Here is a 13877-nt window from a genome sequence, read left to right as displayed (position 1 = left end):
AGATGACCTTCGAAGAATGGTTTCTATCAACACAAAAGACGAGCTCTATGCCTCCTCAAGTTCTTTCACGGAGGCTCTCAGATTAAGAGCGGCGTTTTCAATTTGAACTACTCGATCCGCTAATATCTTTTCATCTTTTTCAATTTGATCTTCAAGAAGGTCAAGCTGGCGTTTAACTTCAGCCATAGCTGTTCCGCCTAGGCATTTTTTAGCCTCGGCAATTCTTGTTGGATCAAGCGCCTCTTTGATTAACTTGTCGGTTAACTTAGTTTCAAATCCAAAATGCTCTTCTGCAATCTCATTGACTAAAGCTCGGTCGATCTTAGAACTATCCAAACCTTCTTCACAAAGTTTTCCAACAACTCCTGCTACCACATGATGTGCTTCTCTGAACGGAATTCCATCGTAGCGAACTAAATAATTAGCTAATTCAGTGACGGTGCAGAAATTCTTAAGAGCCTTATCGCGCATCTTATCTTTCTTTACGGCAAGTGTGCCGATTGTAATATTTGCCAAAGTAAAGTCGATTTCCATGTCATGCATGGCTTCATGCAGATATCGGGTAGATTCAACACTTGTGTCTTTGCAGTGGGAGTAAATGATATTCTTCATGCAGGAATAAATACCTACCACAAAGCCTTCCATATGTCCTGCCAATCCTTTCATATGCTCTAGAGTGAACGGATTCTTTTTCTGAGGCATAATTGAAGAGCATACAGCGCAAGAATCATCAACTTCGATATATCCATATTCTGGAGTCGACCAGATATAGAGGTCAAAGGCCAACCGGCTCATTGTGTCGCTAGCCATTGCCAATGTCATGACAGTTTCTAAAGCATAATCACGAGAAGCGACACAATCAATTGAGTTTTGAATAGGACCGTTAAATCCTAAAAGCTTAGCCGTATATTTTCTATCGATGTCATAAGAAGTGGATCCCATAGATCCGCCGCCCAATGGACAGAGATTCAAAGACTCCCAAACATTTGCATATCGTTGGTAATCTCTTGAAAGACCAGAAAGAACTCCAGAAAGGTAATGGGCAAAAGAAACTGGCTCAGACGGCTGCATATGGGTGTAACCAGAAAAAACTGCATCATAATTTTGTCTAGCAAGAGCCAAAATTGTTTTTCGCATCTTATTAAACAAGGTGGCAAGCTGAAGGTAATACTTTCTAGTATCCATTCGTATTACCGTTGCCCCTAAGTCATTGCGAGAACGAGCTGTATGCTGTTGTCCCCCGACTTCCATTCCGACCATTTTGATAAGTCGACCCTCGAGGTTGGTATACAAATCTTCAATATTCTCACTAAAGTCAGGAAGGACTCTATCTTTTTGAATTTCATCAGTTGCTTTCAATATTTTTTGAGCAACGGCCTTTTCAATGATCCCTTGTTTGCACAGCATAAGCACATGCGCACGATTAATATCCAGCATCGTGTCATAGGATTGTTCGAAATCTGCTCTGGCAATCGGATCGTTAATATATTTAATGATCTCCTGAGCCAATGGCTTGGAGATTTTCCCTCTGGAAAAATCAGGTTTCTTTTGAGACATTTTTTCTCCTTGGTCAAAATCAATGAATATTCTTGTTATTCAAATCAAGAACTCCTGAGTATTAATTTTTCACAATTGCGAAAAAACGTCTAAAAATATTCATAATAAGCATAATAATTTTGCCTCAGAGAAAAATATGCCTGCGTCCCAATCTCCTCGCTCTTTTTTTGTCTCAGAAGCGGTGGAACTGCTGTTCCAGATCCATAGAACTCAATCTTTTACGGAGGCAGCTCAGAACTTAGGAGTATCCCAGTCAGTTGCCTCGAGAAAACTTGTGGCCTTTGAAAATGCTTTGAAAACGACATTAGTTGACCGTTCGACTAGACCAGTAAATTTAACAGCGGACGGTAAAGAAGTATTAGAAACCTGTAGGCCTTTCCTTAATTCTGTCCCGGAACTAATCGAATCACTAAGAACAAAAAATCATTTGAGAATTGATTTGAGAATCGGCGTGCTCGATAGTTTTACTCGAGTGATAACGAGTTCTCTCATCTCAACCATAAATAAACAAATAACACATTGCACAATTCTTTCCGGGACAAGCGATCATCTATATAGTCGTTTTTTAAAAGATGAAATCGATATCTTTATTTCATCCGATCCAAGTATTGAGCTAAAAGACATGAGGAAAAAGTTTTTCTATGGGGAGCCCTCTCTTTTAGTTTTACCTAATTCTTTCCCCTTAGAAAATCAAAGCTTGACCTGGTCCAACTTAAGATTATGCGGCTTACCTTACATTGGCTTAAGCAAAGCCACCGGAGGCGGGAAACTCTTCCAAAACTTTTTAGTCTCCCATGACATTCCAATCTTGCAAAAGTACAATGTTGACAACAACTCTGTTCTTCTAGAATTAGTTGATGCGGGTCTAGGATGGACAATCTCCAGACCTTCCGGAGTGCTTCAACATGTAAAGTACCTGCCAAACATCCAGTTAAGAGCAATGCCTGCACCTACTTTATCAAGAGAAGTATTTTTAGTTTCAAGAAACTCTGTTCCATTTAGCCTCTTTCAGACCATATTTGAAGCCTTGACCAGAATTACTCAGAAAAAATTAGCCAAAGAAACTATTGAAATTGCTCCTTGGTTAGAAGAAGAAATATTTACAGTGGATCTTGATAACGAAAAAAAGATCTCTTTCAGCTCTGTTTCTGATTAGCATGAAGAGCTTAACTTTTATCCAACGTTTATCCGAAGGTTTATTCTTCGAGCCTGATGAACGGAGTTACTGGCGTCCGGATATTTTAGGCTATCATTTTGAGGAAGCAAGCCAAACTACGATTGTCGGGCATCCTCCTACAAACTTTCTCATAATTGAGCCGTCAAAAGGGGAAATAGGAACCGTAATTTTTACCACAGACGGTTCTAAAAATATGTCAGCTCATTTACCACAGGTTTTATGGCTCTGCGATCTCGGCCTGAAAGTCATTCTTTACGATATTCCGGGTTTTGGAAAATATGAGGGTGAATTAAATTTAGAGATCTTCATGGAACTTTCTAAAGAAGCCATCGGCTACGCCTCTCAAAATTTTAGCTTTTCCCCTTTCATTCTCTACGGGAAATTTATCGGCTCTTTGCCCACATTGGCAATCGCCTCTCAGTTGAAAAAAGCTCCTAACCTAGTGATCGTCGAAAATTGCTTTTATGAATTTAAGACTTATCTGATATCAAGATATGGCCCCGGTATCGGACACGTCATAAGTTCTTTTATTCCCGGAATGATTGAGCCTTCTGCATTCCTAAGCCAAGCTTCCTTACCAACTCTCGTGTTATTCAGTGATAGAGAAAGGGTTCAACCCTCGGAATACAAAAAAATCTCCCAAATAAAAAATTCAAAGTTAAGTTTTATTGACTTTTCCAATGAATCATCAACATTGAGGAATCCTACTATTCAATCCAAACTTGTAAATACAATTTTGGAGTCAGTTCTTGAAGCTCAAAACAAATCTTAAGAGCAAAGTAATTTTAAAAGGACCTGGGTTCAGCTCCCCAAGTCCTGTCTCAAATTTTTAAGTCTTCCGAAAAAAAGTTAGAGAACGATTCTCGAAAAAGCGAATGCAATTAAGGTTGCAGAAGTAGTGGCTACCAACATTGGAACCATAAAAGAATGATTTAATACGTAGTTCCCAATCTTAATAGTCCCGGATTGGTCAAACTGCATCGTTGAAATAACAGGGCCGCTAGCTGGGAAAAAAGAGGTTCCATTAACACTTGGGTATAAACCAACCAAGGTTGCAGGCGTTAAACCAAGCGCAATCCCAATTGGCATAATTGCTCTAACTGTTGCTGCCTGAGAAGCCAAGAAGGAAGAAGCAAAGAAACAAATAACTGCGAAAAGAATCGGGTAATTTTGGAGGTACTGTCCCATAGAAGCAATCCATGCGGCTTTATGGGCGGAAATGAATGTATCAGCCATCCACGCAAGTCCAAAAATAACAATGATTGCGGAAATTCCTGCTCTAAGGACAGAGGATTCTAGAGCTTTTTTCATCTGAGGTCTGCAGATGATCAGAATAAGAAAAGCGGCTGCCAACATAGACATTTGTAAGAAAACACCCATACCAATAGGTTTTCCGGTACTTGGAGTTCGCATCTCAGGGAAGAATCCGGCCACAACGGCGAAAACAACTCCAAGAACAAAAATGATAGCGGACCACGCTGCTGTCTTAGGCAATTCTTTATGTTCGATCGGTTTCGGAGGCAGCACTAATCCATCTTTGAGTCGTTGGAGATATTCTGGATCGTTATCCAACTCTTTCCCGTAAAAAGACATAACACAAGAGGTGATAAGGACCGCAATCAGTGTAGAAGGAACAGTCACCATCATAATTTGACCCAAGGTCATATTAGATCCGCTTGAGCCAAGTAACCCAAGCAATGCCGCCGTACAAGCTGCAACAGGAGAAGCAACTAATGACTGTTGCGCTGCAATGGCAGAGACCGTCATAGAACGTTCCGGGCGCACTCTCGAAGAATACGAAACTTCATAAATAACCGGTTGCAGAGCCTGAACAATGTTTGCAGTACCTGCCAAAAAGGAAAAAAACCAGGTTACTAATGGAGCAATAAATACTATTCTTTTTGGATTTGCACGAATGATTCGTTCTGCAATTCGAACCATAAAATCAATTCCACCAGCTGCTTGCATCGCAGATGCTGCAATGACGACTGCCAAAATAATAAGAATTACATCAACCGGTGCTCCTGTAGGCCTTAACCCAAAAACCTGATTTAAGATCATCAAACCGCCGCCACCACATATTCCGAGCCCTATGCTCCCGAATCTGACGCCGATAATAACTGCACCAAGTACTACTACTGCTTGCAAAAAGACATCCATGATTATTCTCCTTGGGAGGTTTAAATTTTTTGTTTTTTTATCTTCTTGCTAACAAGCAGGATTGTCATCTTAGTTGCTCAGGCTGCAACTTAAATATGCAAAAACTCCTTAAAAGGATAAAAAAGTAGCCACTACCTCTTTGTATTTCCAGAGTATCAATTATTTTTTCCGGGATAAATTTAGAGATTTTTTAATGCAGACAAAAGGTAAAAAAAGACAGCCCAGTAACTCAAGGCGGCATTAAAAGGTGGCCTGTCGAATGTGAAATTCACCAATATTTTGGTGACATAGAGTTTTGAGAGAGGGCAGAACTGAAGCGGAATATAGTTTGCAAACTTCTTTTGCGATGTCCTCAAACAAATCTTGGGGAAAGAGCTCGTTTGCTATCAAATAAATCCGTCTTTCCATTCCTGGAGCTGGAAGAGGGATTGCATCAATATCTTTCGTAAACGCAGGATAGTTTAAAAGACTCAAGGGGCTAGTAATGGTCCAACCGCTGTTATTTGCCACCATGGAAAGTTTGATCGCAAGATTGTCGACTTTAATCCGGCCAACTAACTGAATTCCATAGGTTATTAAAAAGTTATTTACCAGTTTTCCTCTGCCGCTCTTTCCATAAGAATTGATGAATGGCAAGTTGCATAGGGAAAGCTGGTTCCAGCTAAGGTTTTTTCTTCCCTCCCCTAAATAGATACCTTTAGGGAAGAGAGCAACAGAAGGTTCTCGAATCATCAAAATTCTTTTCCAATCTGTATTTTTTAGAGCCGGATCGGAAGAGACAATAATATCTACATCGTGCTTTTTGAGTCTTTCAATCAGTCTGTCTGAACTCCCCGTCAGACAAGTAATAGTTCCTACTCTTGTCTTAAAATTTGATAAAAATTGGGGGACTATAGACAAGGACATACTTTCTAAGAAACCAATTTTTAATTCTGAATGCAATGAATTTTTTTCTCTCACATTCTCTAATGCCTCTCTAGTACTCTTCATTGCAGTCTTGACTCTAGAGTACAGAATTTTTCCGTCTGGTGTCGGGGTCATCGGCTTGGAACAACGATCAAAAAGAGTGACCTCTAGTGTGTCCTCCAGCCTTTTTAACGCTCTCGATGCAGCCGATGTACTAAGCGAAAATAATTCCGCTGATTCTTTCATCGAACCAGTCTCACATAGAGAAATAAACAGCAGCCACTCGTGGGTATAAACAGCATCCTCGAGCATACTGTTCTCCTTTTAGATTTTCTTAAGAAAGGCGACTATTGTTTGAATTTGGTTTTCAGAAGTGGACCATGAAGTACACAAACGCAGTAAATAATGTTCATCGTCTGTCTTCCTTAGGACTCTTAGTTTAAACTTTTTCTGCAGTTTCTCCAGAGTAGAAGCATCTACGACCGGGAAAACCTGATTTGTCATGGTTGGCACCAGGAGCGGAAAGCCGGCATTTTCAAAGGCTTCGCTAATGACTTGAGCCTGCTTAACCGCTCTCTCTCCGATCGAAAGATATAAATTGTTCTCAAACAAAGCTAAAAAACTGCAGCCAAGAAGTCGGCCTTTAGCTATTAAGCCCCCGCGCATTCTCAAAACTCCAAGTAATCTCTTAGAAATCTTGGAATTATTTACAACCAGAGCTTCCCCTATCAAGCTTCCGCATTTCGTACCTCCGATATAAAAGACATCGGCAACCTTTGCTATTTGAGCCAACGATATATTGGAAGCGGCTAATCCATAGGCTAATCTTGCTCCATCTATATAAAAGATTAGATCGTATTTTTTGCAGGACTTCGAAATATTTTCTAATTCATCCAAAGAATAGAGAGTTCCGAATTCTGTAGGAAAAGAAATATAGACCGCTGCTGGCCGAGAGAGGTGGGAGCGTTCTACTTCTTCGCGGCTATAGTAATCCTCACAAATCTCGTCAATTTGAGAAGATGATATTTTTCCTAACTTATTATTTAGGGAAAGGATTTTTCCTCCACATGCTTCAATTGCACCTGCCTCTGCGGTGGCAATATGGGAGGAGTCAGCCGCCAGCACAGCTTCGTTACTTGAGAGAGCAGTATCAATCGTCACCAGATTGGCCATTGTTCCGCTAGCAACCCAAAATACCCTAGCTAAAGATGAGGATAAATGGCATGTTTTTAATATTTCTTTTTCTGCTTTTTTGCAGAACTCATCTTCACAGTAGCCTAGCTGCACAAGTTCATTTGATTTTTTCAAAAGATCAAGTATTGCAGGATGACAACCTCCTGTGTAATCACATTGAAACATTTCCATTTTCATGCCTTTCTAAAGTCTTATGCGCCAGGGCATCTTTAATTTCAATTTCTGGAATTCTGAATTTTGAATCTTGCCTTATTGGGTAAATAATCTCAATTTATTCATGAAATTTTTTGCACCTTCTTTTCGAGAAAGAAGGTAGACGTCGAATAGATCCTCAAGAAGAGAACCTTTTTCTATTTCTCCAATGAGCTTTCTATAGGAATCCGCTAACGAAATATTATTGATTAATGCAAACTCAAGAACTTTCTTGGTTTCATTTTTACCAATAATCTTTTGAAGAAATAAAGCAGGAGCCAAGCTCATTTGCGCCTGTTCTAAACAACGTTCAGAATTAGACGTTATTCCTTTCACAACCTTTTCTACTAAGACCATAGCTCCACGACTAAGCAATTGGCAAGAGTCAAGAATTGCTTTCAATGGCAATGAGGAATTTGAATCGTTTTCAAGCCATCCTGCGTGAACCCCCACATTCAACCCTGACGAGTTAGCAAAGACCTTATCACAGATATTCATAATCAATTCTGCAACTGTTGGATTAATCTTGCCAGGCATGATAGAAGAGCCAGGGGCAACTGCTGGCAAAACGATCTCCCTAATTCCAGCACGCGGACCGGAAGCCATGATAGTAAGATCTCTGGCCAATTTCCATAGTGCAACTGCGGCGGCCTGGATCTTTGAATGAGCAATTATGAATCTATACCGATTGTTTAATGAAGGCTGGAACTCTTCTTCCTTAAGAGATAATTTGTAGCCTAACTCTTCACTTAAAAGCTGAGTTACCTTACTAGAAAATGAAGGAAGCACTCCGAGTCCGGTTCCTAGATCGCCTGCCCCTAAGACACTAAATGTCCAAAATTTCTCTTCTTCCTGTAATTCTCCGATGATAGCTTCAATTATGGTTTTATGAGATTTGAATTCGTCTCCGAGCCTTATGGGAAAAGAATCCCTTAAACCCAATCGGCCGCATTTCACCACCCCTTCAAATTCTTTTGCCTTTCTTCCTAACTCGTTGCATAAGATCCTTAAGTTTTTAGACAACAAAGACAGATCTGAACGAATTGCAATAGCTTCTGCTGTCACGGTAACATCATTTGTCCATTGATTTAAAGAAATCTCATCCAAACTAATTGGTATCTCAGCCTTTATCTGTATTTGTTCATTAATAATTTTGTTTGCCGGCATACCGATAAATCTAAGTATAGTTTGTTCAAAACAAGTCAATGGCTCAGATACATTTATTAGACCGTCACAAACCCGAGAAATTTCTGCCGCCTTTTCTTTTGAAAGATATCCTAACTCTCTATTAGCCAAGGCAGAAGCTTTCCGTATTTTCACAACGGCATTTACATATTCGGGAAATTCATTTAGTTTTTCGTGACCAAAACACAATGGTGCTTTGGTAAGTGATTCATTAGCAAAGAAACTCATTTTTAAACCTTTTTCAGTCGATTTTTCTAATAGATTTATACTTTCTGAAAAGTTCAACAGTTTTGTCCCTGTCAGTAAGTGCAAGAACATCAAAAATTTCTTCACACACTTCTGAAGAGAGAATTTTTTCCTGTTTTGCAACCTCTTTACACGATCGATTAGTTTCTATGGCTTTTTTAGCCACTTTAACTCCAGTCGGATAGCCGAACAAAGAACTTACCATCGTGGACAATGAAGTGGATAATTCAGCGTAACCTCTCACCACTTCTTCGTTAATCTGAACTTCTTTTAGACACTCTTCATTAAATAACCTTAATGAAGAAGCTGCCAATTTCAAAGCATTCACCACCGTTATAAATCCGCCTGAGTTTATCGACCCATGGTCCAGTTGACCCTCATTAGAAGAGTAAAAAGCCATCTCCTCGGCTATAACCATTTCACCGAGCACATCCGTCATTAGTTCACATAAATATGCCGTGTTCTCAGATTCATACCCTGTAGTACCTTCAGCGATATAGGAAAGCACAACTTCTTTAATCCCGGCTCTCGGACCTGAAGAGTACAAGATCAAATCATTAGCTATTCTCGTTATTGCGGCGACAAGCTCTTTTATTACCTCCATTAAAATCGAATGGTGGTCTGTGTTTCTCATCCCGTCAAAAATCCCGCTATTCTTTACTACCTCATCTTCATACATCCTTTGCTTCATCTCAAAACCAATTACTTTCGAGAGATTCGGATATATAAGTTCCGGATAACCAGGCAGAACCCCCATCCCCGTCCCTACGGCAGTCCCACCCATTACACCAAATTGAAAAATAGGTCTAAGATTTTCTAGTTCCTTTCTAACCCGGGAAACAGATCTAAGCCATCCAGCAAAAACTTGCCCCCAAGTCATAGGGACGGCATCTTGAAGGCCAGTTCTTCCTAGTCGAACTACTTCTTTGAACTCATTAGCCTTGATCAGGAGAGTTGATTCAATTTCTCTAGCTTCTTTTAAAACAGGTTCGATTAAACGAAAAATGACGATGGCTTCCGCAGTTGGGAAAACATCATTCGAAGACTGGCACATATTTACATGGGTATTGGGATGAATTGCCTCATAAGATACTTTTCCCGTTAAAATCTCGTTTGCTCTGTTGGCCAATACCTCATTGACATTCATATTAACGCCCGTTCCTTGCGACCGCCACACGTTCACTGGAAAATGACCTGCGAATTTTCCACTGATAACTTCATCGCAAGCTTTGCATATTGCTCTGGCTTTTTCTTCATTTAACGCCCCTATTTGTGCGTTTGTTATTGCGCATGCTTTCTTTATTTCTGCAACAGCCGCAATTACCTCGGGGTATTCATTGTAAGTATGGTTACTCACCCTGTAGTTATTTGAGGTTCGGACGGTTTGTATACCGTAATATGCCTCATCAGGAACCTCTAATTCTCCCAGAGAATCTTTCTCTAGACGCATACAAACTCCTTAAAGATATGGGAAGGATATAGAGGAATTATTGAGAGATAAAGAGAAAAACTCCAACAAAATGCAGAGAATTCAACTCTTAGTTGCTGTGATTGAAAACGTATGCTATTTCATATGAAAAAAAGTAGTTATAGGAGCACGAAGACACTTCTACACCGCTCTCTCAAAAAATTAGAAATATGGCCGAATTTCTTCAGTGTCTAATTTTTGTAATCCCTTTCGGAAAAATCATAGAACCTCAACAAAAACAATAAAAGTGTCTCCTGGGTCTTATCAAATTCTCTCCACCTCGTCGTTAAATCCGAACTTATTCTGCAATTATTCGCTCTTCAAACTCAACACCAAAATAGAAACCAGAATTAATCCGATACCCAGCAAAGTCCAAGCAGAATAAGGTTCATGAAGCAGGAAAATCCCCCAGCAGGCCGCTCCCATCGGCTCAGCTAGACCGAGAGTAGAAGCAACGCTTGCTTTGGTATGCCGAACACCGGTAAAGAAAAAGGCAAACGCCAAAGATGCCGTTACTAAACCAAGTGCGACTGCACAGCTAAGCCCTTGTGCCGTAGCGATCCAAGATATAGGGAAAAACATCAGCATGGGTGCATTGATGAGAGCCACCAAACCCATGACCACTACCATGGCCGATTCTGAAGAGACGCCTTCCATCGCCTTCGGCGCGGCTACAATTTCGCCGGCATAACATAGCCCGGCCAACAGAGGAAGAAGCAAATAAATCCAATGGATGGTCGAATTGAAATTCTCTAAATTCAATAAAACAATGCCGACAATCGCTGTCACGGTCGAGAAATACCAAATCTTTGAAGGATTTTTACCGTAAACGATCTTCTCAATGATCGCCGTCCAGATAGGCGTTGAGCCAATAGCAGCAATGGTTCCGACGGCTACGCCCGTCTTTGGAAGTGACGAGAAGAACAATAGTTGGAAGCCATATAAACACAAAGCCACTAATACGAGAAATTTAAAATTAAAAGAGGACCAAGAGTTCGGAAATTTTTTAACAGCCCAGCAGAAAGCCGCTAGACCTAAAGTTCCTATAACCATTCTAGCTTCAGTAACAGTAAATGGTGTTGCTGCTTCCGGTGCAAAACTCTGGATCGTTCCCGAAAAACTGAAGCACAAGGCACCAATCAAAACAAAAAGAGGGCCTGATAATCTCATTTTCTTCCTTTCCCTTGAAATTCTTCCTTCTTCTCTTAGAAAGGAATTCTCTTTTAACGTTATGTTTTTTGCTAACAGAAGTGAGCAAACAGAATGCCTAACATTCCATCTATGAATCCTTCAAAGGTTTTCCCTGAATGTTTTTCAACAGCTTTGACTCAGGATCCAACACAAAGATTTCTTGTTTCATCCATGGAGCAATATCAACCAACTCTTTCAAAATATCTTCCCGGAGAATTCGGCATGCCTCTTCAATAAAAGTGTTCATTAGAATCTCCGGCTCATTTCTTCTAGCAAGCACATAGACTTTCCTTGAAAGAAGGGGCGCCGGCATTGGGCGATAGGTCACCTTATCCATAAAATTTTTGTTCTGAAGAATCGTCGACGCCCTGGACACTGTCCAGCCGACTCCTTCACTGATCAAGGCGAGCATTGTACTGTTGCTGTCAACCTCAAGTTGATGAGGGAAAGATATTCCCGAGGTATCTAAAAAAACTTCATTAAGTTTTCCTCCCCCGCTGGAGTGATGGTATTTGAGGAAAGGCAAACCGCAAAATTTAAGAGAGTCCCAAGACTTCCAACACTTCGAGTTTTCCATTTTTCTTGGAAAAACCAGCAGGCTTCCTTCCTGAAAAATTTTCTGCCGCTTCAAATTTGCTAAATCCACCGTTGAATCACTCGAGAAAATCACGTCAAGCTCTCCGCTTAAAAGCTTTTGATGGAGGACATCTGAAGTACCGACTACTGATACCAACTGTCTGGTTTTATTCCGGAGCCGAATGATGAGTTTCGGCAGAAGATCAACGCTAAGGCTTTCAATGCATCCAATCCTAATAAGAGGCTTGAGTTTGTTTTCTTGCCGAATGTTTTGAGCTAGGTTTCCGAAAGAAAGCACATACTTTTCCAGTTCTTGCTTCAGGACTTGTCCCTCCGGGGTAAGTCTGACCGGGCGGCTGTTCCTTTCAAAGAGAGGCACTCTCCACTCGTCTTCCCAATGCTTGATTATTCGGGAAACCGCACTCTGAGTCATTCCGAACCTCTCCCCGGCCTCTGTAAAACTGCTCGTTTGGGCTGCCTTCAAAAAAATTTGTGCTGCTTTGTTCAGAAACAAATCGGATGCGTTAGAAATATCAGTCATATTCTTAAAACCTCCGTGGGCAAAGGTCTTTCCGTCAATATTCCGGTGTGCTATGAGTTTGCACGGGAATGTTTTCCATTCTTTGGAAGCATGTTCTTTCACACTTTACCACCATTGCTGCAAAGTTATACAAGAATAAACCTCAACCTGATAAGGAGCTGTCTATGTTTTGGATTCAAGCTTTAGTCATATTGGCGTGCATTATGATCGGCGCGAGAAAGAGCGGCGTCGCCATGGGTTTTGCGGGCGGTGTCGGTCTTTTCATACTTGTTTTTATTTTCGGCCTGCGACCTGCCTCGCCTCCTGTTAATGTCTTACTTATCATTATTGCAGTATCGTCTATGGCCGCTTGCCTGCAAGTCGCCGGAGGCCTTGACTTATTGGTACATTTGGCCGAAAAACTTCTCAGAAGAAATCCCAACCGAATCACCTTCATGGCTCCAATAGTTACTTTCCTTTTCACGGTATTTACCGGAACCAGTTACGTTGCGCTGGCTGTTTATCCGGTGATCTGCGAAGTTGCTTTAGAAGCCAAGATCAGAGTTGAACGGCCCATGTCAATCGCTTTGATTGCTAGCCAACACGGAATTTCCGCCTCCCCGGTTTCAGCTTCCACAGCTGCCCTTCTTGCTGTTCTTGCGGCTCAAGGGGTTTCTCTTGGTCAGATTATGCTGGTTTTAGTACCTGCCATTTTCCTAGGTATCATGATTGGTGCTGTCAGTGTCTACAAGAAAGGCCTCGAACTGGAAAACGATCCGGAATTCAAAAAGCTTATTGAATCGGGTGAAATTACTTTAGGAAAAGGAGCCTCTCGGGAATACAAACCAACAAAAGAAGCCTTAATTTCCGTCACACTTTTTGCTCTCGGTGTTGCTTCCATCGTTCTTCTCGGCAGCGTTAAATCCTTAATGCCGCATTGGATGATAAACGGCAAGGACACATATCTTTCAATTCCCAATGCAATTGAAATCATTGCCTTCTTTACTTCCTTCTTAATAGTCTTCGCCTGCGGCCTCAAACCTTCAAATATCGCTAAGAGCAGTGTATTCTCTGCAGGTATAACCGGTGTGATTGCAATCTTCGGTATCGCATGGATGACGGATACTTTCTTCTTAGCCCATAAAGCCATGATTATTGATAATCTCGGCGGAATCGTTCGCGAATTCCCGATCCTTTTCGCCGTTATGATTTTCGTTATGTCTGCTTTGCTCCTGAGCCAAGGTGCTACAACCCGTTCAATTATGCCTCTAGGCGTCTCCCTTGGTTTGCCGCTCGGCTCTTTGGTAGCTTTTGCACCCGCCGTCAATGGTCTGTTCTTCTTCCCCGCAACCGGCAGTGCAATTTCTGCAATCACCTTCGACCGTTCGGGGACGACCAAGATCGGCAGCTATGTCTTAAACCACAGCTTCCAACTTCCTGGATTTGTCACCTGCATTAGCTCAATCTTTATCGGTCTTGTTATCTCTTACTTTGTATTCTAAAAG

11 protein-coding genes are annotated in these 13877 nt (G+C 41.2%); 3 read left to right on the top strand and 8 right to left on the bottom strand.

Going from position 1 to position 13877, the window contains the following annotated elements:
• Nucleotides 1–45: 45 nt before the first annotated feature.
• Nucleotides 46–1557: an argininosuccinate lyase gene (gene argH / locus ADH67_RS01885; RefSeq protein WP_066591123.1), complete on the bottom strand. Its 1512-nt coding sequence runs from the start codon at nt 1555–1557 to the stop codon at nt 46–48.
• A 136-nt stretch (nt 1558–1693) separates the two neighbouring features.
• Here argH and ADH67_RS01880 point away from each other — a divergent pair, with 136 nt between their 5' ends.
• Both ADH67_RS01880 and ADH67_RS01875 read left to right on the top strand, forming a co-directional pair.
• The gene (locus tag ADH67_RS01880) at nt 1694–2713 is read left to right on the top strand and encodes a LysR family transcriptional regulator (protein WP_066591122.1); all 1020 of its coding nucleotides are present in this window, start codon (nt 1694–1696) and stop codon (nt 2711–2713) included.
• 1 nt (nt 2714) lies between these two features.
• Nucleotides 2715–3506, top strand: a complete 792-nt coding sequence (locus tag ADH67_RS01875; RefSeq protein ID WP_066591117.1) for a hypothetical protein — start codon at nt 2715–2717, stop codon at nt 3504–3506.
• Nucleotides 3507–3583: 77 nt separating this feature from the next.
• On the opposite strand, the gene ADH67_RS01870 is transcribed toward ADH67_RS01875, so the two are convergent.
• The 7 genes from ADH67_RS01870 to ADH67_RS01840 all read right to left on the bottom strand — a co-directional run bounded on the left by ADH67_RS01870 (nt 3584) and on the right by ADH67_RS01840 (nt 12495).
• Nucleotides 3584–4894, bottom strand: coding sequence for an anaerobic C4-dicarboxylate transporter family protein (locus ADH67_RS01870; protein WP_066591115.1), 1311 nt, complete (start codon nt 4892–4894; stop codon nt 3584–3586).
• Nucleotides 4895–5134: 240 nt separating this feature from the next.
• A complete protein-coding gene (locus ADH67_RS01865; RefSeq protein ID WP_066591113.1) occupies nt 5135–6112 on the bottom strand; it encodes a LysR family transcriptional regulator in 978 nt (325 codons plus the stop codon).
• Nucleotides 6113–6124: 12 nt separating this feature from the next.
• Nucleotides 6125–7159, bottom strand: a complete 1035-nt coding sequence (locus ADH67_RS01860; protein WP_158212609.1) for a threonine aldolase family protein — start codon at nt 7157–7159, stop codon at nt 6125–6127.
• Nucleotides 7160–7243: 84 nt separating this feature from the next.
• A complete protein-coding gene (locus ADH67_RS01855) occupies nt 7244–8704 on the bottom strand; it encodes a lyase family protein (protein WP_143597700.1) in 1461 nt (486 codons plus the stop codon).
• Nucleotides 8613–10067, bottom strand: coding sequence for a lyase family protein (locus tag ADH67_RS01850; protein ID WP_066591109.1), 1455 nt, complete (start codon nt 10065–10067; stop codon nt 8613–8615). The genes ADH67_RS01855 and ADH67_RS01850 overlap by 92 nt, the downstream gene beginning before the upstream one ends.
• 327 nt (nt 10068–10394) lie before the next feature.
• Nucleotides 10395–11255 carry a DMT family transporter gene (locus tag ADH67_RS01845; RefSeq protein WP_066591108.1) on the bottom strand — a complete coding sequence of 287 codons (861 nt, stop codon included), beginning with the start codon at nt 11253–11255 and terminating at the stop codon, nt 10395–10397.
• Nucleotides 11256–11364: 109 nt separating this feature from the next.
• A complete protein-coding gene (locus ADH67_RS01840; protein ID WP_066591107.1) occupies nt 11365–12495 on the bottom strand; it encodes a LysR family transcriptional regulator in 1131 nt (376 codons plus the stop codon).
• 62 nt (nt 12496–12557) lie between these two features.
• Here ADH67_RS01840 and ADH67_RS01835 point away from each other — a divergent pair, with 62 nt between their 5' ends.
• On the top strand, nt 12558–13874 hold the full coding sequence (locus ADH67_RS01835) for an anaerobic C4-dicarboxylate transporter family protein (protein WP_066591105.1): 1317 nt from the start codon (nt 12558–12560) through the stop codon (nt 13872–13874).
• Nucleotides 13875–13877: the final 3 nt, after the last annotated feature.

It is taken from the genome of Turicimonas muris (assembly GCF_002221595.1).
GTDB lineage: Bacteria > Pseudomonadota > Gammaproteobacteria > Burkholderiales > Burkholderiaceae_F > Turicimonas > Turicimonas muris.
The sequence above is the reverse complement of the archived record's forward strand: the minus strand, read 5'-3'. Positions and strand labels throughout refer to the sequence as shown.